The sequence below is a fragment of the Bartonella sp. MM97QHHN genome (assembly GCF_042194285.1).
Classification (GTDB): domain Bacteria; phylum Pseudomonadota; class Alphaproteobacteria; order Rhizobiales; family Rhizobiaceae; genus Bartonella.
On record NZ_JBHIMS010000078.1, the window covers coordinates 1 to 25,634 of the forward strand.

The 25,634-nt window shown below is 34.7% G+C and carries 28 protein-coding genes; 23 read left to right on the plus strand and 5 right to left on the minus strand.

Annotation, left to right across the window (positions count from 1 at the left end):
- Positions 1-564 (plus strand): hypothetical protein (locus ACFIJW_RS04840; RefSeq protein WP_375627826.1); only part of this gene is annotated, 564 nt, incomplete at its 5' end.
- A gap of 140 nt (positions 565-704) precedes the next feature.
- On the opposite strand, the gene ACFIJW_RS04845 is transcribed toward ACFIJW_RS04840, so the two are convergent.
- The 3 genes from ACFIJW_RS04845 to ACFIJW_RS04855 are packed head-to-tail and all read right to left on the minus strand — an operon-like array spanning position 705 to position 2,213.
- A complete protein-coding gene (locus ACFIJW_RS04845; RefSeq protein WP_375627827.1) occupies positions 705-1,175 on the minus strand; it encodes a hypothetical protein in 471 nt (156 codons plus the stop codon).
- A gap of 1 nt (position 1,176) precedes the next feature.
- Complete coding sequence (locus tag ACFIJW_RS04850) at positions 1,177-1,902, minus strand: conjugal transfer protein TraL (protein WP_273788569.1); 726 nt, start codon at positions 1,900-1,902, stop codon at positions 1,177-1,179.
- Positions 1,899-2,213 carry a TraK family protein gene (locus tag ACFIJW_RS04855; protein ID WP_273788570.1) on the minus strand — a complete coding sequence of 105 codons (315 nt, stop codon included), beginning with the start codon at positions 2,211-2,213 and terminating at the stop codon, positions 1,899-1,901. Before ACFIJW_RS04855 ends, ACFIJW_RS04850 begins: the two co-directional genes overlap by 4 nt.
- A 236-nt stretch (positions 2,214-2,449) precedes the next feature.
- Here ACFIJW_RS04855 and ACFIJW_RS04860 point away from each other — a divergent pair, with 236 nt between their 5' ends.
- The 20 genes from ACFIJW_RS04860 (at position 2,450) to trbL (ending at position 21,867) form a co-directional block, all read left to right on the plus strand.
- Positions 2,450-2,779 carry a plasmid mobilization protein gene (locus ACFIJW_RS04860; RefSeq protein WP_273788571.1) on the plus strand — a complete coding sequence of 110 codons (330 nt, stop codon included), beginning with the start codon at positions 2,450-2,452 and terminating at the stop codon, positions 2,777-2,779.
- Positions 2,776-4,659, plus strand: a complete 1,884-nt coding sequence (gene traI, locus ACFIJW_RS04865) for a TraI/MobA(P) family conjugative relaxase (RefSeq protein ID WP_375627828.1) — start codon at positions 2,776-2,778, stop codon at positions 4,657-4,659. The genes ACFIJW_RS04860 and traI overlap by 4 nt, the downstream gene beginning before the upstream one ends.
- Before the next feature lie 159 nt (positions 4,660-4,818).
- Entirely contained in the window at positions 4,819-5,496 is a 678-nt protein-coding gene (locus ACFIJW_RS04870; RefSeq protein ID WP_273788573.1) for a VirB8/TrbF family protein, read from the plus strand.
- A gap of 34 nt (positions 5,497-5,530) precedes the next feature.
- On the plus strand, positions 5,531-6,412 hold the full coding sequence (trbG, locus tag ACFIJW_RS04875; RefSeq protein WP_273788574.1) for a P-type conjugative transfer protein TrbG: 882 nt from the start codon (positions 5,531-5,533) through the stop codon (positions 6,410-6,412).
- A gap of 1 nt (position 6,413) precedes the next feature.
- Positions 6,414-6,875 (plus strand): hypothetical protein, encoded by a 462-nt coding sequence (locus ACFIJW_RS04880; RefSeq protein ID WP_375627829.1) that lies wholly within the window; start codon positions 6,414-6,416, stop codon positions 6,873-6,875.
- Positions 6,872-8,170 carry a TrbI/VirB10 family protein gene (locus ACFIJW_RS04885; protein ID WP_375633503.1) on the plus strand — a complete coding sequence of 433 codons (1,299 nt, stop codon included), beginning with the start codon at positions 6,872-6,874 and terminating at the stop codon, positions 8,168-8,170. The genes ACFIJW_RS04880 and ACFIJW_RS04885 overlap by 4 nt, the downstream gene beginning before the upstream one ends.
- Before the next feature lie 167 nt (positions 8,171-8,337).
- On the plus strand, positions 8,338-8,643 hold the full coding sequence (locus tag ACFIJW_RS04890; protein ID WP_273788577.1) for a hypothetical protein: 306 nt from the start codon (positions 8,338-8,340) through the stop codon (positions 8,641-8,643).
- Between the two features lie 16 nt (positions 8,644-8,659).
- Positions 8,660-9,184 (plus strand): hypothetical protein, encoded by a 525-nt coding sequence (locus ACFIJW_RS04895; protein ID WP_375633504.1) that lies wholly within the window; start codon positions 8,660-8,662, stop codon positions 9,182-9,184.
- A 62-nt stretch (positions 9,185-9,246) separates the two neighbouring features.
- Positions 9,247-11,181, plus strand: a complete 1,935-nt coding sequence (locus ACFIJW_RS04900; protein ID WP_375633505.1) for a type IV secretory system conjugative DNA transfer family protein — start codon at positions 9,247-9,249, stop codon at positions 11,179-11,181.
- Entirely contained in the window at positions 11,178-11,696 is a 519-nt protein-coding gene (gene traF, locus ACFIJW_RS04905) for a conjugative transfer signal peptidase TraF (RefSeq protein WP_273788580.1), read from the plus strand. Before ACFIJW_RS04900 ends, traF begins: the two co-directional genes overlap by 4 nt.
- Before the next feature lie 10 nt (positions 11,697-11,706).
- On the plus strand, positions 11,707-11,928 hold the full coding sequence (locus tag ACFIJW_RS04910) for a conjugal transfer protein TraD (RefSeq protein ID WP_208438664.1): 222 nt from the start codon (positions 11,707-11,709) through the stop codon (positions 11,926-11,928).
- Positions 11,918-14,386: a zincin-like metallopeptidase domain-containing protein gene (locus tag ACFIJW_RS04915; RefSeq protein ID WP_375627833.1), complete on the plus strand. Its 2,469-nt coding sequence runs from the start codon at positions 11,918-11,920 to the stop codon at positions 14,384-14,386. Before ACFIJW_RS04910 ends, ACFIJW_RS04915 begins: the two co-directional genes overlap by 11 nt.
- An 82-nt stretch (positions 14,387-14,468) precedes the next feature.
- A complete protein-coding gene (locus tag ACFIJW_RS04920; protein WP_375621675.1) occupies positions 14,469-14,774 on the plus strand; it encodes a hypothetical protein in 306 nt (101 codons plus the stop codon).
- Between the two features lie 82 nt (positions 14,775-14,856).
- Positions 14,857-15,315 (plus strand): hypothetical protein, encoded by a 459-nt coding sequence (locus tag ACFIJW_RS04925; RefSeq protein ID WP_375621674.1) that lies wholly within the window; start codon positions 14,857-14,859, stop codon positions 15,313-15,315.
- A gap of 181 nt (positions 15,316-15,496) precedes the next feature.
- Positions 15,497-16,471 carry a P-type conjugative transfer ATPase TrbB gene (trbB, locus tag ACFIJW_RS04930; RefSeq protein WP_375627834.1) on the plus strand — a complete coding sequence of 325 codons (975 nt, stop codon included), beginning with the start codon at positions 15,497-15,499 and terminating at the stop codon, positions 16,469-16,471.
- Between the two features lie 11 nt (positions 16,472-16,482).
- Positions 16,483-16,881, plus strand: coding sequence for a TrbC/VirB2 family protein (locus ACFIJW_RS04935; protein ID WP_208438668.1), 399 nt, complete (start codon positions 16,483-16,485; stop codon positions 16,879-16,881).
- A complete protein-coding gene (gene trbD / locus ACFIJW_RS04940; protein ID WP_208438669.1) occupies positions 16,881-17,186 on the plus strand; it encodes a conjugal transfer protein TrbD in 306 nt (101 codons plus the stop codon). The genes ACFIJW_RS04935 and trbD overlap by 1 nt, the downstream gene beginning before the upstream one ends.
- Positions 17,186-19,690, plus strand: coding sequence for a transporter (locus ACFIJW_RS04945; protein WP_375627835.1), 2,505 nt, complete (start codon positions 17,186-17,188; stop codon positions 19,688-19,690). The genes trbD and ACFIJW_RS04945 overlap by 1 nt, the downstream gene beginning before the upstream one ends.
- The gene (gene trbJ / locus ACFIJW_RS04950; protein ID WP_375627836.1) at positions 19,665-20,420 is read left to right on the plus strand and encodes a P-type conjugative transfer protein TrbJ; all 756 of its coding nucleotides are present in this window, start codon (positions 19,665-19,667) and stop codon (positions 20,418-20,420) included. The genes ACFIJW_RS04945 and trbJ overlap by 26 nt, the downstream gene beginning before the upstream one ends.
- Before the next feature lie 19 nt (positions 20,421-20,439).
- Complete coding sequence (trbL, locus tag ACFIJW_RS04955) at positions 20,440-21,867, plus strand: P-type conjugative transfer protein TrbL (RefSeq protein WP_375627837.1); 1,428 nt, start codon at positions 20,440-20,442, stop codon at positions 21,865-21,867.
- 69 nt (positions 21,868-21,936) lie between these two features.
- Here trbL and ACFIJW_RS04960 read toward each other — a convergent pair whose 3' ends face one another.
- Complete coding sequence (locus ACFIJW_RS04960) at positions 21,937-22,101, minus strand: hypothetical protein (RefSeq protein ID WP_169728635.1); 165 nt, start codon at positions 22,099-22,101, stop codon at positions 21,937-21,939.
- Between the two features lie 459 nt (positions 22,102-22,560).
- Complete coding sequence (locus ACFIJW_RS04965; protein WP_375627838.1) at positions 22,561-23,145, minus strand: hypothetical protein; 585 nt, start codon at positions 23,143-23,145, stop codon at positions 22,561-22,563.
- A 151-nt stretch (positions 23,146-23,296) separates the two neighbouring features.
- Between ACFIJW_RS04965 and ACFIJW_RS04970 the strand changes: the two genes are divergently transcribed.
- Together ACFIJW_RS04970 and repC are read left to right on the plus strand one after the other, a co-directional pair.
- Positions 23,297-23,737: a hypothetical protein gene (locus ACFIJW_RS04970; protein ID WP_375627839.1), complete on the plus strand. Its 441-nt coding sequence runs from the start codon at positions 23,297-23,299 to the stop codon at positions 23,735-23,737.
- A gap of 289 nt (positions 23,738-24,026) precedes the next feature.
- Positions 24,027-25,364 (plus strand): replication initiation protein RepC, encoded by a 1,338-nt coding sequence (gene repC / locus ACFIJW_RS04975; RefSeq protein ID WP_375627840.1) that lies wholly within the window; start codon positions 24,027-24,029, stop codon positions 25,362-25,364.
- The last annotated feature ends 270 nt before the right edge of the window (positions 25,365-25,634 follow it).

Here is a 25,634-nt window from a genome sequence, read left to right on the forward strand (position 1 = left end):
TTTGATGATGTCAAGGCTGGTGATCTTGGTGGTTATATTGAAAAGGAAAGCAACTTATCTCATGATGGCAATTGCTGGGTTTACGATAAAGCACGCGTTTTTCAAAATGCAAGGGTTTATGAAAATGGTAAAGTGAAAAGCTTTTTTGTAGACGTTTATGGTGATGCACAAATTTATGGCAATGCTATTTTTGAAGGCATGACAATAAATGATTATTGTGAGGTTTATGGCAACGCCCATATTCAAAACGCTGTTGTAATTGAAGGTAATGCAAAAATTTATGATAACGCCTCTGTAAGTGGACATGCTCATATTTCTGATTCATCTGTTATTTGTGATAATGCTCATGTCGGTGGCAATGCAAAAATAAGTGATGGTGCTTATATTTGTGATTATTCCTATGTCGTTGATGATGCCGTGGTTTGTGGTGCTTATGTATCTGGCGATTCTTGTATTCATAGCGCCGCCTCTTTAACTGAATATGATCAAATTCATGATGAGGCAATTCCAAGATTTGGTAGTGATGATGATTATTTTCGTGATGAGTATGAGGATGTTGCGTAAATAAAATAGCAGGTGCGGGGGGCGCCTGCTTCTTAAGTGTAAAAAAAGCCGTATCATAAAGATGCGGCTTCATTGTGAGATATAAACACTGAATAAGAATTTTAAAAAGTCTGTACTTTTTTTAAGTGATTTAAAAAATATTAATTTATATAATAATGGATTATAAGAGCAAAAAAACAGAGAATATTTGCTAATAAACTAGCACCTATTAATATTCCATAATTTCTGATTTTTTTTAAAAATCTTTCCATATTATCATCTACACTTGATTTTATATCAGAGACTTTGGATAATGAGATTTCATATGATTTCATTTGTTCAGAAATATAATTCAAGTTTTTACTCATTTCTTGGTTGATTTCTTTGTTTATATATGTGGCTGCTTCAGTTATTAATTTTCCAGCTGTTTTTTTTTCTTCCTCTACCATAGCATTACGTGCAGTTAAAATGTAACTGATCATTTGATTTTGATGTTCGTGAAGTGTTTTTAAAGCTGAATCTAGCATTATATCAGATAAAAAAACAGTCATGAGAATTGGATCATTTGGTGGAACAAGTTGATTAAATTCTTTAGTTATTTTTTGCCGAATGGCATCAATATCAACGGACATTTTATATTCCTGGAATAATAGCTATCTGGTCAAATAACATGCTTTTGACGCGCGCTAAGCGGCTTTTGGCCATAATGCTGAATTCGTTTGAATTTGTAATTTCGTTAAAGGTTAATTTTTTATCAAGCATTGTTTTTATATCCTCCCCAAAAGTGCTAGATGTTTGTTGTGGAATTGTAACAATAGCAGAAATTCTTTCTTTAGTTTCTTCAAATACTTTCATTTCTTCGAAGTTTTTTCCATTAGCTATAATGGGACCAAAGAATTCATTTTTCCAAACGACGATATTTGCTGTTTGTGGAATTTGGGTACATATGGAAAATAATCCAGATAATGTATCGGCTAGTGCTTGTCCACCAGTGATAATTGTATGAATAATTACATTCTTTTTAGCAGCGGCCAACAGATCAAAAGCTTCATTTTCCTTTAAATAATAGGCTAGAGGTAAAAATGTTGTAGCTCCATTATCAATAACATATTGACAATTAGAATGAAGCAATTCTTCCATAAGAGTATCAAAATTACGGGGAATAATTACGCTTTGCTCGAGAAGTTTTAAATGCTTTACATTAAAATTTTTATAGTTAGCAAAAGTTTGATTAACAGGATCAGTGTCTATACCTTTTACGTCTATTTTATTTTCTAGTAAATATTGCATCACAAGACTAGCTACAAATGATTTTCCTACTCCTCCTTTACCTTGTAAGGTCATGTGAATATTTGTCATATCATATCCTCTAATTTTTTGTTTGTATCGTGTATAAATGTACGTGATTTTTGTTGTGTTGTAATAGGATTAGCAGAAGTAGATTCTTTGGATTGAGTTTTTACTGATAAATCTGATGCAGCAGTAGTCTCAAGATTATTTTTTAAATATTTTCGCACATATGATGCTAAGGCGTCATATGAAATATTTAAATTTGGATTTTTTCTTAAAATTTCTTTTAGGGAATACCCTTCTTTAATGGATTTTAAAATTAAATCTTTGTTGGCTAGAAAGACTATTCGCATTTTCCCCCATTCTGTTTTTTTTTTCATTAACTTACCAATTTTTTATAATTCTTTACAAAACTTATCAAATCTTTACAAAAAATAAATAAAATTGTCAATTAAAGAGATATTTTTGTAAGTTTTATAAAAATTTTTCTTTCAGAAAATGGCAAGATGTGTAATGTAGCGCTACGCAACTAACATTACTCAACTTATTCGCATAAAATGCTCAACGTATCTTGCTCTACGAGGTTTGATTGCATCCGCAATTTAAGAGAGAAAAAATGACACGACCAAGAAAATTTAGATTAAGTGTTTGGTGCACTTTCGAGGAAAAAGAAAGCATAGAAGAAAATGCAAAACAGACAGGCTTGTCTATTTCTACTTACCTGCGTACTACTGGACAACTTGAACCCGTAAAAGCGAATATAGATTATGAGGCGGTAAAGGACCTCACTAAGCTACAAGGCGATTTAGGGAGAGTAGCTGGTTTATTAAAATTATGGTTAGTTACAAATAACGGGAAAGGTGGAGTACCAAATGATATAGATAAAATGATGGTAGCATTTCGTGAACTCCAAAAACAAATTTTTGAAAAAATATCCGCACTATGATTGCTAAGCGTGTTGAAAGAAAAAAATCAACATCCAATATGGCACGATTGGCTCGTTATATTATGGATTTAGATGGGGGAAGTTTACCAAGAGATTGGAAACTTACATCCGATTACATAATTGATGATAATATACAAAATAGCGCAAAAGTAGCATCAGTAAGAGTTACAAATTGTCATACAGATGATCCTGTTATGGCAACAGAATTCATTTTAAAAACTCAAGATCAAAATAAAAGATCAAAGACTGATAAAACATATCATTTGGTCTTATCTTTTCCGGTTGGAGAAACTCCAGAGAGAGAAACACTCTACGCAATTGAAGATAAATTTTGTGCTGCGCTAGGTTACGAAAATCATCAACGTATTTCAGCTATCCATAAAGATACAGAAAATCTGCATATTCATATTGCTATCAACAAAATAAATCCTGAAAATTTTCGTAATTACGAACCTTTTTTTGACAAACGTACACTTATGAAAACCTGTCAAACAATTGAACAAGAATATAACTTAATCAAGACACCACATGGATTAGAATGTGACATTGAAAATATCAAGCAACCAAAGATAAAAAACTTTGAGTATAGGACCGGAGTTGAATCTCTTTCAACTTATGTTGGAAGGATATCTAAAGAACTTAATTATACAGATTGGTTAGCGCTGCATAAGAGTTTTGCTGATCATGGTCTCGTTGTAAAAAAACAAGGGAGTGGATTAGTCATAGGAGCTCCTGATCTTGATTTATGGGTTAAAGCTAGCAGTTGTAATAGAGCATTGTCTTTACGAGCTCTTGAAAAGAGACTTGGTACTTATGAAGATTATAAGCCAATTATACAGAAGCAATATGTACCAGTTTTACGTGGAAAAAACAGTAAAACTAAGACACTTTTGTATTCTCGATATAAGGAACAAAAAAATGCAAGCGATTTAGAAAGACGAGAAAAATATCAAATATTACGTACGCAAAAGGATGCTTTTTATAATCAACTGTTTATGTGGTATAAACAACAAAGTTCTTTATTGAGACTGACACCAAAAAGTTTACGTGCGGGAATACGAAAAACGTTAAAATTACAAAAAGCATTTCGTCAACAAGAATTAAGAACAAAGCAAGCGATAGCTAAAAGAAAGTTAGCAGAAACTAGATTTCCAAATTGGTTAGATTGGTTACACCAACAAGCAAATATTGGTGATAAAGATGCTATGGATGTTTTGCATTCAATGAATGAGCGTCGCGTTGTTTTATCTAATAATTTGTTAACTGGGAAAACAGCTGGAAAAACAGGTAAATTTTTACGTAAGAATTTAAAACCTTCTTTTTTGAAGAATGGAAATATTTTGTATAAAAGCATTGATGGTGGGACCATTATTGATGCTGGTGAGAAAATTCATGCACAAAAATTTACTACTGGGTCAGCGTATATTGCTTTAAGTCTTGCTGTTGAAAAATTTAAAGATCAGCCACTTGTATTAAATGGCACAGAAGAATTCAAACAAGAAGTTGCTAAATTGGCTGGTGTTCACAATATGAATGTTGTCTTTGATGATCCTGTTTTAAACGCTTTAAAGAATGAAGTGAAGCAACACAGCAAAGATAACATTGATAATTCACTTCAAGAGTGGATAGAAGAGCGAAATAAATATACTGAAAATCTTCCTTATGTTGCATGGAACGGTGAAGAATCCGTATTTAATTATGTAGGGCGTAGAAAAATTAGAGAAAAGAATTATCTTCTTTTTGAAGAAAATCAGAAAATTTTTGTCAAGGAAACTACAAAGAGAGGTTTCATTCAAGCTGGGTATTGGAAAAAAGGCATAAAAGTCAAGATTACAAAAAACAGTGTTAAAAATATTTCAGATAAAGAAATAGAGACTTAAAGTATGTTTTTCAGTTTAAAAATATATTTTTTTGATTTGAGATAATTATTTTATGGATAAGTCGGAATTGTTTTCTTCACATTCAACGAAAAATGTTTCATAAGAAAGTTAATTTATCTTTAAAGAGAGCTGTTTAACTTTATAATTAAGGGGGGGACTGTGAAAGCAAGCAAAGATTCTATAAAAGACAAACCCTCTAATCCCTATATTATAGCGCGTAGAGAATGGATGGAAAGGTATGGGGATTATATTAAATCCGCTAATAATTGGCGTTTAGCAACTTTTGGAATGATTATTATTACTGCAATGTCAGTAGGAGCATTCATTTGGAAAGCAAATGAAGAAACTATTGTTCCTTATATAGTGCAAACCAATTCGGTCGGTGAGGTAACGCATTTATCAAAGGCAAATGTTGCTTCTAAACCAAACGCAACCCATATTCGGGCGGCATTACGTAATTGGCTGATTGGGGCACGTACTGTTTATGTTGATATGAGAGCAGAAGAAGATCTCATAAACCAGACATACTCAATGACCTTACCTCAATCACCAGCATATGCTATGCTTGTTGAATATCATAAACAAAATGATCCTTATTCACGTGCTTCAATGGAGACAGTAGAAATTCAAGTTAATGCAATTGTTCCTGTTTCTAATGATACTTGGCAAATTGAATGGACTGAAAAGAAAAGAGCACGATCCGGAGCTATTATTGATAGTAAACTTTGGCAAGCTACCGCTACAATTATTTTAGCAATACCAAAAACTGAAAAGCAAATGATGCTAAATCCTATTGGATTATATGTTAAACAATTTGCATGGACGCCAAGACTTTAAGAACAATCATAGTAAAGCGTAAAGCGGGAATTTTATGTTTAAGAAATTTATTTTTATAAGTACAGTGATTTTTGTAACATCAAAAGCTCTGGCGACAGATGTATCACACAACATTAATTTTGTTTCTCCTCAAAGAATACATCTTACTGATAAGGAAGCATGGGGAATTAGATTAGCAAATCAATGGAAGAATAATCCCAAAAGACCTATATATTCTGGTGACGGCAGTGTTAGATATCTTTATGGAGCTACTTTGCCTACATTGGTGTGTACACCATTAGAGGTTTGCACGATTCAGTTACAATCTGGAGAGACTATAAATTCTCTCCATGCTGGTGATACTGTAAGATGGAAGATTAGTCCCACGGTAAGTGGTGTAGGAGCCGCAGAAACAACTTATGTTGTTGTAAAGCCTGTAGATGCTGGTTTAACAACAAATCTCTTTATTACGACGGATCGCCGTACTTATATGATCAAACTTGCTAGTACGCAAAGTTCTTCAATTCCTGTTCTTTCTTTTATTTATCCTGATGATACAGATCAAGATTGGTCTGCGTATAAAGCGGCTACAGATAAAAGCCGTAATACATTAGCAACAGGTCAAAACTTAGCTGCTCTTGATTTTAACTTTCGTATTACGATTAGTGATCGAAGAATTAAATGGTATCCGAGACGGGTTTATACAGATGGGTTTAAAACTTACATTGAATTACCTAGTGATGGAATTAGAGGAATGGCGCCTGCTTTAATTGCTGTTGGTGATGATGGTGGCTTCTTAAAAAAGCCTAGTGAAAGATTAATAAACTATCGCATTATTGGAAATAGATATGTTGTTGATGCCGTTATTAGCAAAGTAGCTATGATTTCTGGTGTAGGAAGTTCTCAGCAGAGAGTAACAATTATTAGGGGGCGTTAAAATGTTAAAATATTTATTGCTGTTACCTCTTGCTTTGACAGTTGGTTGCACGTCTATAAGTCGCCATTCACCTTTGTTGGTTAATTATGTTGATCAAAATATTACGGAGAATGATGCAAATTTAATTACTAGTGATTTTGTTCGCTATCTTAGAGATCCTTTGCCGCCTGCAACTACAACATTTATTGTAAAAACAAATGATACAGAAGATAAGTTTACATCTTTATTGGTTAGTCTTCTACAAAGGAATGGCTACGGTGTAATTTATACATATCAACCAGAAAAACATAAAAACACGGGTATAAATTTAACCTACAAAGTGATGCCCTTGGATCAAGGTATAGTATTGGTGGCACAATATGGTTTAACTGAAATAACGCGTCATTATGTTCGTTTAAAAACTGGAAATATTGTACCGGCCGCTCCTTTTATTGCTCGTGTAGATGATGGGGGTAAAGGGTGAAAAACAATCAAAAAAGCAGTCCTTCTGAATCCCCAGATTTTTTTTCTGTAAAACCTAAAGGACGAGGTGTACGGCGGTTAAACAATATACCTTTTATAGGTGCTATAGGTATCATTTTTTTTGCTCTGCTTGGTATTACATATACTTTTATGTTGCGACAGCAATCTAATAATGTTGTCTTAGAAAACAAGAAAAAATTATTTGTGGATGAAACACCGTTGCCAATTCGTCCAGAGGGTGATGATTATGTTCAAGCAAAATTACCAGAGACCTTACCAGCACAGTCAACCAAACCAATTGAAACTAAGCAGTTGGTAAAAAAAGATCCAGAACAAAAGCAACTCGATGAAATTGTAGATGAAGAAGATGAAACACAAAAGAGATTATTAACACATATTGTAGAGAGGCGTTTTGCTAAAATGGAGGCTGCTTTAGATTCTGATCCTATGGTTTCTTTTACAATTAATTCAAAGATGCAAAATCAGTCTCAAGTTCAAGATACAGATCCGCAAAAAGCAACTCTTGAAAATTTATTTGGTCGATCTGGATTATCCGCTAATTCATCGTTGTACAATGGTGATGGAGGACATGATCCTAATATGCAATCACAAAAAATTGCTTTTTTATCTCAATCTCCAGAAGCAGCTGTTTATTTAAAAAATACGCGTCAAGAAGCTATCAAGGCAAGTCTTGAGATTAAGGCTGGAACCATTATTCCTAGTGTTATGATAAGTGGTATTAATAGTGATCTGCCTGGACAAATTATAGCTCAAGTAAGAGAAAGTGTCTACGATTCCGCTACTGGTCAAAATGTTTTAATTCCTATGGGGTCGAGGCTGATAGGAACATATGATAGTCGTGTATCTACTGGTCAAAAAAGAGCGCTTATTGCTTGGTCGAGAGTTATTTATCCTGATGGTTCTTCTTTATCTCTTGGGAATATGCCGGGGACAGATCAGTCTGGTTATGCTGGATTTAAGGATAAGGTTCATAATCATTATTTAAAAATTTTTGGTAATGCTTTTTTACTTTCTGTCATTTCGGGAGCTTCACAATTGTCTCAAAAAACACATAAGACAGGTAATGATGATAGTAAAACAGAGACAGCAAAAGAAACGTTAGCGGCAGAGCTTGGTAGACAATGGGGCGAAGTCGGTATTGAAATGACACGTAAAAATTTAGGTATTCAGCCAACAATAATTATTCGTCCTGGTTATAATTTCAATGTCATGGTAACAAAAGATATTATTTTACCTGCTTGGAAAGGTCATCCAATGGCGGCACATCCTTATTAATTTTAAAAAAAACTGCTTTAATTCTTAGTAGAGATTTTTGGGAAATTCTCATGCTACTTATTTTAGATTGAAAAAACAATTTTGTGTAAAGAAACCATAAGCATTTTAATTGATCGTATTCAAATATTAAATTAAATATGGATAAGCATTACAAAAAGGAGTTTTCTATGCAAAAGAAATTACCCAAAAGTTATATGACTGATGATGAACGTGAGGAATTACGAGTAGGCGGTTTAGATCAAGAATGTATCTACATTGCTGAATCAGAAGCCGCAGATCATGCTGGTGATGACAAAGCAGCATGGGAATGGTTAGCAATGGCTGATTTACCAGCTCACACACTTTTGTTTCTTAGATCTCAAAATGGAGCGCAATTTATACGTGATATGGGATTTTCCACCAAGAATGCGGATAAAGAATATGGTCCAGATTGGTTAGACAAAGGTGTTATGATAGGGGGGCAATATTTCTAAAGAATTAGAACGGATTTTGTCTCGTGAAGAAGGCTATGTGAAAAAAATCAATGATACATTAGCTTCTAAGAGATTATGTGATGTACGAAATGATTTGTGTAATTATATTCGTAATGTTGGAAAAAGTGGGGATTTATCATCGCTTCTTGATATAGAGCGGAGCATAATAAAAAATGATTTGTTTAGGTATTCCAATAGCAAATCAATGTTTAATAGCCTTAAAACGGCTTTGACTGAAATAGATGTTGTTAAGAAGCATGTGGTGCTTGTTGGTGATCCTGTACAATATAAGGTGATAAATGAGGCTTATAGTTTATCCAAAAATCGGAAAGGTGGCTTGCCTTATGACGAAGCGCGACAAGCAATGGCATCTCATTATACACGATTGGGGAATCTCGACAAGGCGCGTTTAACATCTGTTGAGAAATCAATCATTGATGTGCGGAGGGACAATATGAAGGTGATGCGAAAACTCTACGAAAAAATGCAAGCCAAAGCTATAGGTATAGATCTTACGCGTGATAAAGGTCATTCTCTTTAAGAGATATTATATTTGTATTTAGTATATTGATATATACATTAACAATGAATAAGGGGGGGAAATTGGGAAATCAATCTACACATACACCCAAAAGAAAATCTCGATTGATATTTATCTTTTTATTCATTGTATATTTTATTCTCCTTAATCAATTTTGTACACAATATTTAGCACATACTTTTCATTATAGTGTTTCTCTTGGTTCTAATTTTAAAGGAGTGTATTCGCCCTTTTCTTGGTTTTCTTGGGTCTTTAAATTTTATGATTATGCTCCTAGTCAGTGTAATGTAATATTTGTTCTCTTTTGTGCTGGTCTTTTGATTGGATTTGTTGGTTTTACTCTTTGGGCTGGTTTTTCTTCAAGGAGTAACAAAAGTACCGATGATTTACATGGAACAGCGCATTTTGCAAATTTTGATGAAATTCAAGAAATGGGGCTTATACCACATAAAAAGAAAGGAGAGGGTGTATATTGTGGAGCATTTGCTGATCCAAAAACAGGAATGTTGCATTATTTGCGTCATGATGGACCAGAGCATATAGCAGCTTTAGCGCCTACACGTTCTGGTAAAGGTGTTGGTTTAGTAGTACCTACTCTTTTGAGTTGGCCACACAGTCTTTTTGTTCTTGATACAAAAGGTGAAAATTATGCCATGACTTCTGGATGGCGGAAAAAGTATGCAGGGAATAAGATTCTAAGATTTGATCCGGCAGAACCAAAAGTTGGATGTTCATGGAATCCATTAGGAGAAATTCGTTTCAGAACACGTTATCAAGTAGCGGATGCACAAAACATAGCCTTAATGGTTATTGATGATGATGGAAAAGGAATTGCTGGGGATCATTTTAGATCTGCGGCTTTTGAACTTTTGAATGGTCTCATTCTTCATGCTCTTTACAAGGCAGAAAAAATTGGACGTATACCTTGTTTGCAAGATTGTGCACACATGTTAACGGGAGTAGGAGATTTTGCTACTGTTATTGAAAATAATGATGATTTTGATGAAGACGGTGATCCAAAAGCGCTTTCTAGTTTGTTTCATGAAATGGAAAATCTTGATATAAAAAGTGATGAGCCTCTATTTCAGGACGCAGATAAAGAAGCAAAACTTGTTATCAACGGTGTTGGCCGTCGTATGGCTGGAACACCAGCACGCGAGTTAGGGTCTATTATTTCGACGGCAAATAATGCTCTGTCTCTTTATCGTGATCCTATTGTTGGTGAAAACACAAAATATTGTGATTTTTATATTAGTGATTTGATGGATACTGAAGATCCCGTCTCACTGTATTTCATTACAACGCCGCGTAATTTAGATAGAATGAGACCATTAGCACGATTGCTATTGACACAAATGGTTCTTTCTCTTTCAGATCGCATGGAATTTGATGATGGAAGATCCAAAACCAGTCACAAACATCGTTTGCTTTTAATGCTTGATGAATTTCCAACTTTGGGAAAATTGGAAATTTTTGAAAAGGCTCTTGCCTATATTGCTGGGTACGGGCTTAAAGCTTATATCATCACTCAAGATGTGCAGCAGCTCTACAAAGCTTACACCACAAATGAAAGTATTATTTCAAATTGTCATATTCGTATTGCTTACGCTCCTAATAAAGTCGAAACAGCCGAATGGATGAGTAAAATGGCGGGAGAGACGACGGTTGTTCGCGAAAAGATTTCCACTTCTGGAAAACGTTTTGGTATGGCACTTGAACAGGTTTCAACGTCTTATGAAGAAACACGCCGCCCATTGATGACGCCCGATGAAATTATGCGCCTGCCTGGAGCAAAAAAAGATAATTCTGGGAATATTGTTGAACCTGGGGAAATGCTTATTTTTGTAGCTGGAAATAGCGTCATTAGGGGAACACAAATTCTTTATTTTTTAGATCCAGTTTTTTCAGAAAGGTCAAAAATTTCTCCTCCTTCTACAGATCGTTTGCATCAGAGAAATGAAAGCAAAGAAGATAAAAAAGGCTTTGTTCTCTCATGAAACAGGCTATGGCCATTCTTACTTTATGTACTATTGCGCTCGCATGTTTTGTTCTCTTTGCCGTTTCCCAAGGGTTCAGAATTAATTATTCGCATTCGGCGCCTGTAGGTCTTTGGAAAGTTAATTATTTTCAAAAAGAGGTACGAAGGGGGGAGCTTATGGAGGTTTGTCCTCCAGATGTACCTATCGTTAAGATGTTTATTGAAAAAGGATATCTTCAATCTGGAGCTTGTCCTAGCGGGTCTGTTCCTTTTTTGAAACCATTAGTAGCTCTTTCTGGTGATGTGATTAACATAACTGAAAATGGTATCAGTGTTAATGGTCATTTATTGAAAAATAGCCAAAGAAGGGGGGGAATATCAAGTATGCCAAATGGAAAATACCTTGTTGAAGAAGGATATGCTTGGTTTGTTTCAAGTTTTGATCCTGTAAGTTTTGATAGTCGTTATTTTGGAGCTGTTCCGATTATGAATATTATAGGTTCTGCTAAACCCATTCTAACTTTTAAGAATTGAGATTTTAATAATGAAAAAAGCGCGAATACAAGTATGTCATGTAATTTCTACAGTTTTAAATGATGTTTTTATACCCGGAATACAAGTTGAGTTGGATTCAGAAGAAGCAGAAAGCTATGGAGTTTTTTTAGAAACAGCCCTTTCAGAAGAAGACGCTTGGGATTCGTCGTGTATTACAGATCCATCTGAAATTGATAATTTTAATGATATAGGGGGGAGTGATGAGTTTTGAGTATGCAAAAACAGTAACAGATTATTTTATTAAACTGCTTCAACAAGGAGCGGCACCATGGCAGCAACCATTACCTCCCGGATGTGTGAAGTCTCCTTATAATCCACAAACAGGTAAAAATTATAATGGTATTAATAATCTTTGGCTTGCAAGCCAAAAATATACTGATCCACGTTGGCTTACATATCAGCAAGCAAATGAAATGGACTGTAGAATTAAAAAAGGTATGAAAAGTACGGATATTATTTATTGGAAACAGAATGAAAAGGTCTCTTTTTATGATGATGAAGGAAAAATACATGAGAAGTTTGAAAAACTTTCTTACCCCCGTATTTTTTTAGCAAAAGTTTTTAATGGTGAACAAATTGATGGATTACCCCCATTGGAACCACGTCCTATTTTATCGGAAGAGGTAAGACATGCACGAGCAAAAGCACTTTTAACCGCAGCTGGCGCAAAAATTGATATTGATGATAGAAATCATGCTTTCTATCGTGGTGGTGATAGTGATACTATTTTTTTACCGAAACAATCTCAATTTGATTCAAGTGATTATTTTTATGCTACGGCATTACATGAACTTGGACATTGGACTGGACATTTTTCAAGACTTAATCGTGACATGATGTATCCTGTTGGTTCTTCTGGATATGCCAAAGAAAAGCTTCGAACAACTATTGCCTCCTTTATGATTGGAGAGGAACTGAATATAGGTTATGATCCAAGTCATAACGCTTCCTATGTTTCTTCATGGATTGAAGTTATGCAGAATGATCCAAAAGAAATTTTTAGAGCGGCTTTTGAAGCAGAAAAAATCAAAAATTTCATAATGGGATTAGAAACAGTCAAAGTTGTTGAGGCTGAGAAAGAGTCATTTATATCGATAAACACTGATCGTGAATTAGCTAATACAGAAAAGATTTTTTTGAATGTTCCTTATTCACAAAAAGAAGAGGCAAAAGCCGCTGGAGCTAAGTGGGATAAAGATGCAAAATCTTGGTATGTTCCTGCTGGTACAAATTTAATTGAAAAAGGCTTGACTAGGTTTTCTCATGGAGATGCAGAAAAAAACACAACTTTGCCGATAGAACAACAGTTCAAGGAGGCGCTCCGTTCTGCTGGTTTAATTGTTGAAAATCCACTTATGGATGGAAAATTGCATAGAGTTTCCGTTGAAAATGATAAAAAAACTCAAAAGAGTGGGGCTTATATTGGTTATTCCTCATTGGATGGTGGCTATATTCAAAATTTTCGCACTGGTGACAAAATTTATTGGAAACCTGAAAAGTCTGCGGCTCCTTTATCTTTAGAAGAAAAAAAAAGATTAGCCATAGAAGCTAAAGAGCGACAAAAAATTTTAAAAAAAGAGATTGCCGAAAAACAAAATAATGTAGCGATACTTTCATCACAAATATGGGAAGCTAGTAAAATAGCAACTCCAGATAATGCATATTGTAAGCTTAAAGGTATAAATCAGACGAGTGATTTAAGAGAGGTTCCAGATGATTTTCCAGAGGACATTAAAAAACAAGGGGTGAGAGTTGCAAAATCTGTTGAGGAAGCAAAAATAATAAAAAAAAGCAATCCTAATATACGCACATTTTTGGCAGGTGATTTAATTATTCCAATATGGGATAAAGATAATAATTTAAGTACCCTTCAGACGGTTAATCCTACTTTCAAATCTTTTATGAAAGATGGGAAAAAACATGAGTGTTTTACGATTGTAGGTTCTAATAATGTAGGAATATCCGCTCTTAATAATGATTTAGAAAATCCTATCCTTATTGCGGAAGGATATGCAACAGCTTTTTCTGTAGCACAAATGACTCATATGCCAGTTGTAGCAGCTTTTGACTCTGGAAATTTAAAAACTGTAGGTAGAGTAATGCGTGATAAATATCCAGATCGCGTAATTTTGTTTGTTGCGGATAATGATCATGCTTCGCAAGAAAAATTACTTTCTAATGGAAAAAAAGGAACCAATGTTGGAATTACCGCTGCTTATAATGCGGCAGCAGATGTTGGAGGAGGAGTAGTTTATCCGGAATTTCAGAAAGAAGAGAACAAATTTTCTGATTGGGACGATTACAAAAGAATACATGGTAGTGATAAAGCCAGAAGCGATTTTACATCTAAAATGAAAATTGCCGAAATAGAAGCAAGAGTGATGTCCGAGCGACTCCAAACACTTGCAAATATGCAGGACCAATTTGCTATTGATGACCCAACAACAGCACTTGATGATCAATATGTTTATGAAGAGCGTGAAGCTGCTAATCAACTTCGCCAAAGAGCAACTACCCTCAATGGTCGTAATATTAATTCAAGTGATAAAGCTATGATTTCTCGTGTAAGATCTCATATTTTGCAGGATAGAGAACAAAAACTTTCTCAAAATCCCAACGCAGCTTCATATAGAGAAAGAAAAAATCGCGAAATTGAAAGTGAGTTTTAGTTAGGTAGAGGATTTGTTTTTTATTGCTCAGATCTAGCCTTTAAATTAATATGTAAACATACACTAAGATAAGGAGGTTTTCATGGAAAATAAATTACCAAAAAGTTATATGACTGATGCTGAACGCGAGGAATTACGAGCAGGTGGTCTTTCTCAAAACAGTATCTATATGGTTGAAGCAGAAGCAGCTTCCAAGGCGAATGATAACAAAGCAACTTGGGAATGGTTAGCGATGGCTGAATATCCAGCACATGCACTTTTACTTCTTAGACATCAACGTGGAGCGCAATTTATACGAGATATGGGATTTTCTACCAAAAGTGCTGATGAAAAATATGGCCCGGACTGGTTAGATAAAGGTGTTGTAATAGGAGGTCATCATTTCTAATAAATTAGAAGAGCTTTTTTTACAACAAAGTATACTAGTACAAGATCTTGAAAAAACATTAGTATCTCAAAAATTACACAATGTGCGAAGTAATCTATGTGATCATATTCGTAATGTTGGAAAAAGTGGGGATTTATCATCGCTTCTTGATACGGAGAGTGATCTTATAAAGGATGATTTGCTTCGGTATGCTAATAGTAAAGCTATGGCCAGTAGCCTTGAAACAGCATTAACTGAAATAGATGTTGTTAAAGATCACATAAAATTGGTTTCTAATTCTGAGAAATATGATGCGATAAATAGAGGACATAGTCTACCAAAGCATCGTAAAGGAGGATTGCCTTATGATGAAGCGCGAAAAGCAATGGCGTCTCATTATACACGACTAGGAAATCTGGACAAAGCGCGTTTAACATCAGTTGAGAAATCAATCATTGATGTGCGGAGGGACAATATGAAGGTGATGCGAAAACTTTATGAAAAAATGCAAGCTAAAGCTATAGGTATAGATCTTGCGCGCGATAAAGGTCATTCTCTTTAATAAAAAACCATAGAATTTAAGTAACAGGAATATGGATTTTTGCTATTACGATAGATATTTTTGTTGTTCAAATTTAATCTTTAAATTATTATGCCGACATTATTTTAAAAAGCTTTAAGTTTTACATTCTTCTCATTATCTAGAGTGAACGGGGTATATTCTTAAAAGCGGGGATGGGAGAATGGCTGTTACAGCATTTAAAGGTGGACGAAGTTCAGAGCAAAATAGACGTCTCATTGAGAAGCTGCGTTTTGAATTTGGACCGCAGATATGGGGTTACCTAGATGATCCTACAGTCATAGAAATTATGTTAAATCCTGATGGTACATTATGGGTTGAACATTTGGGAGAACCTAAAAAAGCTGTCGGCATGGTGGATGCGCATAGGGCAGAAGCCGCTATGGGAACAGTAGCTACAGCTCTTGGAACGCAAATTACCAAAGAAAATCCTATTCTTGAATGCGAATTACCAATGAATGGAAGCCGCTTTGAAGCGGTAATTCCACCTATCGTTTCCGCCCCAACATTTACAATTCGAAAAAAAGCAACGAAAATTTTTACTTTAGATGACTATGTTGCAAAAAACATCATTACTCCACATCAAAGATCGCTTTTAAATGTTGCTGTTAAAGATCATAAAAATATTCTTGTTGTGGGTGGAACAGGAACTGGAAAAACTACCTTAACGAATGCAATCTTAAAGGAAATGACAGATACATTTCCTGAAGAGCGCTTTGTAATCATTGAAGATACAGCTGAACTTCAATGCGCTGCACCTAATACTGTAACATTTCGAGCTGTGGAATATATTGATATGACGCGGTTGTTAAAGGTGACTATGCGTATGGCACCAGATCGCATTATTGTTGGCGAAGTAAGAGATGGCGCAGCTTTAGCTTTGTTAAAAAGCTGGAATACTGGACATCCAGGCGGAATAGCTACCGTTCACGCCAATGATGCAACAGCAGGATTAACAAGAATCCAACAATTAATATCAGAAGTAACCATTGCTTCCATGCAATCACTGATAGCGGAAACAATTGATGTAGTTTTGAGTATTGAAAAAACCTCCTCAGGTCGCAAAGTCAAAGAAATTATTGAAGTTTGTGAGTACGACCACGCACTCAACAGGTACATAACAAATATCATTCATTAAAGGAGCAAAATATGCAACTATCTTTAACACAAACAAGAAGTAATTTATATAATCACATTGTGTTGTTTTTTCTTATTATAGGGGCGGCAGTCTTTCTCTATCTTATCTTGGGAGATATTGCATATGCTTCTGATGCAACATCTGGTGGTGGAGCGTCTCTTCCATGGGAGGCACCTCTTGAGAAGTTGAAAAAATCAGTTTCTGGTCCTGTTGCTTTTGTGGTTTCTTTATTGGGGCTTGTTGCTGGTGGAGCTACACTGATTTTTGGTGGTGAAGTTAGCGAGTTTGTAAAGCGTATTATCTACCTTGTTTTGGTTATAAGTGTGATTGTTTTTGCAAACACTCTTCTTACAGGCGCTCTCTTTTCTGGTGCTGTTGTTCCTGCTAACGTTGTGGTTGGAGGACTTTAATGGGAGGCAAACAATATACACAATTGTTTCGTTCTCTTCACAGACCTCAACAAATTATGGGAGGAGAACGTGAATTAATGCTGCTATCAATGCTTTTAACTGGAATTCTTATTGTTTCAGCAATGAACATTGTAGCAGCAACTATTGGTATTTGTATCTGGGTTGTTTGTCTTTACGTTTTACGTAGAATGGCCAAATTTGATCCTATCTTGTCTCGAATTTATATTCGTCAATTGAGATATCGCAGTTATTACGCTCCGTTTTCACGACCATTTCGTGTTGCAAAATCAACAAGGCCTTATTAATGTTTAAGTTAAAACATTTTCGCTCTACGCTTGCTGGACTTCCTGATCTTTTAAATTTTGCAGCTTTAATTGATGACGGCATTATTTTGGGAAAAGATGGTTCTTTATTGGCTGGGTTTTTTATCCGTGGGGATGACCCCATGTCAGCAACGGATGCAGAAAGAAATTATATAACAAGTTTGGTTAACACATATCTCTCTCGATTTCATTCTGGATGGGCGATATGGGTCGATGCTATACGCCTAGAGTCGCCAAGTTATTCAGATCCTGAATTGTCTCATTTTCCTGATCCTATTACAGCGTTGATTGATGCAGAAAGACGGTTTTATTTTCAGCGAAGTGATACGCACTACGAAACAGAATACGCTTTATTAATGCAGTATCTACCGCCTACACGAAAATCGTCAAAGTTGGGGGAAATTGTTTATGAAGACGATACCGTTGAATCAACCACACCTGCTGAACGTTTACTCGACGATTTTAAAAAGAAAATAGAGGATTTTTATGTTGGTCTTGGTGATCTTCTTAAAATGCAGCGAATGAAAGCGGTCACTATTAGGAATGGTGATGAGACTTATGAAAGCGACCAGCTTGTTAATTATTTACATTATGCCATTAATGGCAAAGCGGTTGCTCTTCGAATACCAGATTGTCCTATGTATTTGGATTCTTGGCTAGGTTATACTGACTTGTGGCCTGGTGATACTCCACGTCTTGGAGATAAGTTTATAACATGTATTTCAATTGATGGTTTTCCATCGGCTAGTTATCCTGGAATATTAGATATTCTTGATGGGTTTCCTTTACATTATAGATGGTCAAGTCGTTTTATATTTATGGACCAACATGAAGCTGTTGCCGCATTAAATAAATATAGATTGAAATGGCAACAAAAAGTGAGGGGTTTTTTTTCGCAGGTTTTTAAAACTAATAAAGGAACTATTAATACGGATGCTTTGTTGATGGCACAACAAGCTGAAACAGCAATGAACGAAGCTCGTTCAGGTCTTGTTGCTTATGGGTATTATTCACCAACAATTGTTTTAATGCATGAAGACCGTGAGGTTTTAGCAGAAAATGCTAGGTTAATTAAACGTGAAATTGAACATAGAGGTTTTGCTGCTCGTATTGAAACAGTCAATACAATGGAAGCATGGTTAGGGACAATTGCTGGTCAAACTTATCCAAATATTAGACGTCCGTTAATTAATACTCAAAACCTTGCTGATATGTTACCTCTCTCAAGTGTTTGGCCAGGTTTACAATTTAATCCTTGTCCACTCTATCCTGATAATTCTCCTGCTTTATCTCAAGTGGTAACGACAGGGGCAACGCCATTTAGGATTAATTTACATGTTGATGATGTTGGACATACACTTGTATTTGGTCCAACCGGAGCTGGTAAATCAACACTTTTAGCGTTTTTATTAGCGCAAGCGCGTAGATATTGGTCAAGAGCAACAGATAAAGATGGTAAGCATTTACCTGCTAATATTACTGCTTTTGATAAAGGTCGTTCATTATATACATTGTGTTATGCTATAAATGGACGTCATTATGATATTGGTGATAATGATAGTGATGTCGGTGCTCTTATGCCTCTTGCAGACATTGATACAGAAGCCGATAATCTCTGGGCGCAAGAATGGATTGCTATTTGCTATGAATTACAAACGGGTCAAGCACCGTCTCCTCAGCAAAAAATGGAAATTCATCGTGCAATGAAGCAGATGAGTCAAACACCTAAAAACATGCGTTCACTCAGTAATTTTGTTACTACGATTCAGAACAAAGAAATCCGTGATGCACTTGCACATTATACGATTTCTGGTGCTATGGGACATTTGTTAGATGGTCAAGAACAGTTTGAAGATCATAATGATTTTATTGTCTATGAAATTGATGAACTCATGAAGTTAGGTGATAAAAATGGTTTACCTGTTTTGTTATATCTATTTAGACGTTTTGAAAGAAGCTTGAAAGGACAACCATCTATTCTTTCACTTGACGAAGCATGGATTATGCTTGGACACCCTGTTTTTCGTGAGAAAATTCGTGAATGGTTAAAAGAACTAAGAAAAAAGAATTGCCTTGTAATCATGGCAACACAAAGCCTGTCTGATGCAGTTCGTTCTGGTATTCTTGACGTTTTGTTGGAACAGTGTCCTACCAAGATTTTGCTTCCCAATGAAGAAGCAGAAACAAAAGGTGCGGAGGGATCCCCGGGAGCAGTTGACCTATATAGAATGATTGGTTTGAATGATAAAGAAATTCAAATTATCAAAACAGCAAAAAAGAAAAGGCAATATTATTATAAATCTATTCTTGGACGCCGTCTTTTTGAATTAGGATTAAGTGATATTGCTCTTTCTTTTGTAGCAATTTCTAGCAAAGAAGATCTCGCTGTAGTTAAAAACCTTATCAATGAAGATTCAAAAAACTGGTCTTTAAAATGGCTTGAAATGAGGGGAGTTAATTATGAAAAATATATTGAAAAAATTTAAGTTTCTTTTTTTGTTTAGTGCGTTTGGTTTAGTGAATTTGTGTTCCATGTTTTATTCAACGAACGCTTCTGCATTTTTTTGTTCAAATTGTGCAACTGTTTGGAACCAAATGAGCCAATATGTTGAAGCTGTTAATACACAAATCAACACAGCTAAACAACTTCAAACGCAGCTTCAACAATATAAAGATATGATAAAACAGGGGCTTTCATTTTCGAGTCCACAATTTGATGGTTTGCAGAACACTTTACAAAAATTGAAACAAGTTTATCAAGACGGCCAGAGCATTTCTTATAGTATGGGAAATCTAAATAGCAGGTTTGAACAAATGTTTCCTGGTTATGAAAATTACTTAAAAAATTCTGGAAAGGTAAATCCAAAAAAAGATTATAGAAAGTGGGCAGAAACTGGTCTTTCTAATTCCCGTATTGCTATTGAAGCCGCAGGGATTAACACTAGCAGTTTTGATGATGAAGACAAACTTATGCAAAAACTTGTTGATCGTTCAGCAAGCGCAGAAGGGCGTATGCAAGCTATTCAAGCTGGAAATGAAATTGCTGCACAACAAGTGAAACAGTTGCAGCTACTTCGTGATCTTGTTGCTAATAATACCACTTTACAAGCAAACTACACGGCTAATGAGGTGGAGCGCAGAGCAAAAAATGAAGCTGCTGCTGAAAAGTTTTTTGACGAAGAATTAACCTCTACAGATCGTAATCATGCATTTTAAAAAAATAGAAAATTACCAAATGGTAATAAATAAAAAAATCATTTTTTTAATATTTTTTCTGGTTGTTATTGGCTGTACCATTTTTGCAGATGTTTCTTTTGCAAAATCTGTAGATAGTACTAAATCATTTAATGGTTTAATAGATTTGATACAAAATCAATCTCGTGGTTGGGCGGTGAAATTACATCATTATGGTTTTCGTATTTTTTGGTCATTGGCTATTCTTCAATTTCTTTTTAGCTTTATTCCTTTTTTGTTTAAGCAATCTGATATTGCTGATTTAGTTGGGGAGTTAGTGAAGTTCATTCTTGTTATAGGTTTTTTTGCAGCTCTTTTAGAATATTCTCAAGAATGGGCGACAGCTATTGTTGAGAGTTTTCGTACAGCAGCAGCTCATGCGAGTGGAAGAACTCGATCTCTTCTTCCTGGAGCAATTTTAGATGAAAGCATTAAGCTTGCTCTAGCTATGATAAATACTACCACTTGGAATCCTATAACTGCTGTGTTACTTGCTCTTCAGGCTGCCGTTGTTTTTTTATGCTTTGGTTTTATTGCAGTTTTACTGGCTGTTACAATTATAGAGTCATATATTGTGATTAATTCCTCTGTAATATTTATGGGTTTTGGTGCTTCTCAATGGACACGAGAAATAAGCATAACGGCTTTTCGTTATGCTGTCTCTGTTGGAGCAAAGCTTTTTGTAATAACACTCTTAGTGACCTTGATGACAGATTCCATAATGGAATGGAGAAAAGCATATATTTTTTCTGATGCATCAAATTGGACACTGCTAGGACTTTCTTTGTTATGTGCGTATTTAACAAAGACTATTCCGGAAATTATTGCTGGTTTAATTTCTGGAACAAGTGGTGGGAGTGGTGCAACTATTGGAGCAATGGCTGGCGCTGCTATAGGAGCAGCTGCGAGCGTAGCTGCTGTAGCAGCAACTGGTGGGGCAGCAGCACCAGCTGCTGCTGGTGGAGCATCTGCTGCTGGTGGAGCATCCGCTGCTGGTGGAGCATCCGCTGCTGGTGGAACAGGAAGTAGTGTAAACGCTTCTAAAATGACTGGAAACTCTTTTAAAGATAGTGGTAATAAACCTACATCGGGCGCAAATCCACGTGTAGCAGGAGGGGAAAGCCGTTCCACTAGCACTAGTAAACCTCAATCTAAATCGGCTACTTCAGACCAATCTAAATCGACTGCTTCAGACCAATCTAATTCAGTTCTTCCAAAAATGAGAGATGCTGCCGATATGACTTTAAAAGGTCTTGGACATATGGCTGCTTTTTGTGTTCCAGGAATGGAAAATGCCACAAACCTTAGTCTTAATGCCCCACCTACACCACCAGAATATAACGATATCCAATTTTCTAGTGATAATAAACCTCAATCTGATATTGAAAATACAATTTCTGGAGCAGGATCTGTAATAGATAAGAACTAAAGAAGCTATGGTTTTATTTTTGAGAAATAAATAGTAACTTCTTTAGTTAGAGATTGATACTAGCATTTTTTAAAATGCATGATCACGATCTGTAGAGGTTAATTCTTCGTCAAAAAACTTTTTAGCTTGTTCTTCTTGTTGGGCTCTACGTTTTTCCTCTTCACTTTTACCACAACCTGTAATATTCAATCCTATAGTCAATAGAGCTAAGCATATTAAAATAATTTTTTTCATTTTTCCCCTCTTTAAAAATTATATGTATTAATATCATCAAACTAAGGTATGAGATGATTATCTATTGTATTGGAATACAGATTTAATTATCGTGATCTTTATGTTTTTTTATTAGTATTGTTAATGGAAAAATATGTGAACAGTTTATTGTAAATATCTTATAAGTTTATCATAATAAAAAATTAGAAGGAAAGAGCCAAAACCTAATATAAACGAACAAATTGTAATGTTTATTAGTGCTTTTGACCAACCTATTGATAATATCATAATAGGAATTGTAAGCAATCCTATAAACCCCATTATCACTATAAGGCTTAGTATCAATCTTAAAGGACCACGAAGCCATAAAAGCAAAAGGACGAGCGCCTCTTTGCTTATTTGTGATTTTGACATTATTTTCCCCTCACGCGCTTAAATCAAGATGCTCCATAATATACACAGTACAATAAATGACACAAGTTATTTTGTTATAAAATCTTCGAGATCTGTTTGATGTTCAACGGATGAAATATCCGGTTTGGTAGAAGATGATTCTATTTGATATTCTTTCATAAAAGCAACTTTTTCTTCTTTGAATAACAAAATAGGATTCACCCAGTATTGATTAGGCAATTTTGGTTTCAAAATTCCTTTTTGTATAAGTTCTCTTAAACCGTTGTGAAAAGTTCTGTCGACCATATCGCGCTTTTTTCCATTTATACCCCCATCAAACCAGATTAAGGTAACGCTACTGGGGTCTTCGTTTGTTGATTTATTAGATTGATATTCTTCTAAAACTATTATCAAAGCACGATGTCCTGTACGAGATAAATTAAAAATTGCTTGAATGCCATCAGCAAATATTTCTATAAAATTTTCTTTATTTGTTTTTTCTATGACGTGAATTATAGGTACAACGTCTATTTTATCAGTGTCAGAATTGATAAATTTTTGTTGTATAATGCACGTTTTAACAATTTTATTATCAGCAAATATTTCAGAATTTTTAAGAAAAGGATTTTCATACGGGGAATATTTTTGCTTTCGCAAGTTTATTTTATCCATTTTGATCGTCCGTTGATTTTTTATCACCTGTTACGACTTAAGAATTTTTTTCTTCGCAAAAATAAAAGTCATATTGACACTTGAGCGAATGTAAATTATCCTTATTGGAGATTCGATTTATTATTTTAATATGGCAATTGTATTACCATAAATGACAGTTAGTATATCAGATAAACAAAGAAAGCAAACCGTTAGGCACGATCAGAATCCTTTCATTAATGATATTGTGGTTTCTATTAAGGATCCAGAAGAGCAGATTCTTGTCAATGTGGCGCTAATTTTTGATTTAAAAGCAGCAGGAATAAAAGTTTTTTTAGTTTTGGCTTGGATACTTCAAAACAGATTAATTCGCACTAATACTGTGATTTTAGATAAGGCTATTTTAAAAACATTTCTTGAAGCTCAAGAAAGTAAGTTAGCATTATCACCAACAACCTTTTTTCGTGGTGTAGCTGAATTAGAAAAAGCAGGTATTATTGCTAAACAAAATCATAGAGCTTGGTATTTTATTAATCCAAGTCTTGTTTTTAAAAATAGGAAAGTTGTTTTTACAAAAAATGTTGAATTAGAGAATGGGAAAATGGGGACTTAATTTTCCTTTACTATATTGAAAATATTTTTCTTTTGAATATAGTTTCATCTTGACTCACTATGTAAATCTATGAGTCGTTTCAAATAGAGGGAAATATAATGGCAAAAAAATAAAAACCCAACTGCGTTAACAGAAGGGTTTCTAAAATACCCGTACTCATATACGGTAAATTAAATTCAACAAACTAATTCCTAATTTAATTTATCGTGAAGCATTCTGCAAGAGAAATTTTGTAGAAAAGGGATATTTTTAGCATTTTTTTGCCTCCAATAGAGAGGTTTTAAAAATTATGGTTAATAAAACATCTGGTAGAAAATTAACTTCAAAGCACTGGGAATATATAAAAATTGCTGATAATACCGATATTGGCCACATTACTAGAAGCCAACTTCTTTTTCTTGTACAAGACTTACCAGTAACTGATCTTATCAAAGGAACAGAAGCCCATTTATTAGCTAAACTTTTGAATACTGTACCAGTTACGCATTTTGAAAAAGGTAAAATTCCAATAGTTTTTAAAACCAACCATCAAATTGGTCTGGAAATTGGTTGTACATCTGTTCACGTAAGTAGGTTGCTTTCACGCCTTTTTGATAAAGGTCTTATTGTGATGCGGGATTCTGCTAATTATAAACGCTATGGTTTTAGTTCTGCTCATCATGTACCAATTGCTTGTGGTATTGATCTTAGCATTTTAATCGCGCGTTACCATGAACTTCAGCACTCTATTTTAAAGAGTAAAGAAGAAAAGAAACATCATGATATGGCTGTTAGAACCTTTTGTGGCGTTTGTCGTCGATTACGGCTTCGTATTGAAGAAATAAAATTTACACCTATTGCTTCAATGTTTTTAAATCGTATGAATAAAGTTAAATCTGTTCTTGGTTCTCCTTTTAAAGCGTCCACCTTTAAATTGGAAAAAGCTATTAAGCTTTTTAATTGGCTCTTAGAGCGTTTATTTTTTACAAAAATGTTATGCACAAACAATAAAAATGTTATGCAATTACATAATACAACCCCTAACTATAATTGTAATTGTAACAAAAATGAGTGTTCAGATAACTCTGAACACACTCAAATCGTTAATGTGACCTCCGGTCACGATAAAATGGCTTATGAAAATATAGTGAACGGTAAAACCGAACCATCACTTCCCTCAAAAGGTAGTACATTGCCTCAAATTAAGCCGGAGATACTAGAAAAGGCTTTGCCAAATGCTGCCTTGTTTTCTGAATGTAATCTCCAAACAGAAAGCGATTTGATACGTTCTATGTATCCTATGTACAGAATGATTAAAGTTTCAGAACATGCCGCTGAACAAGCTACAAAAATCATGGGGCTTAAAAAAACAGCTCTGGCTATTGCTATCATTTTCGAAAAATATGCTAGAGGACTTGTAAAATCACCAGGAGGATATCTCCGCGGCATGATTGATAAAGAAAAAAAGGGAGAATTGTATCTAGAGCGTTCTTTATTCGCTTTATTGAAACAAGCTGATCAAGAAGAAATAAATAGTTTAAACTTAGAAAAAAATCAGAAAATAAAGCTAAACGAAGAAAAAAGCTCTTTGTTTGAGTTTGAACTCAATAAAACGTTAAATAATCTAACAATGTCAAAATTTGCATAAGTACAATTAATCTTCATTTTTTAAAGACGTAAAGGAATTCGAAAATAGTAAAAATTTTTGATTTTGAAAAAGGAGAAAGAGATAAATGATCAACTTATCCTAGCGGGGATAACTTTCTAGAACCTCTTCCTCCAAAAAAAGATATATACAAGATATTTTTATTTAGCAATTATTTTATTAGTTCCTTTATATTTTTTAATGAGAGGCTATCCGCCTCTCAAACTCTCTGGAACGCTCACCAAAATCATGACATCAGACCCGCGTTTAATG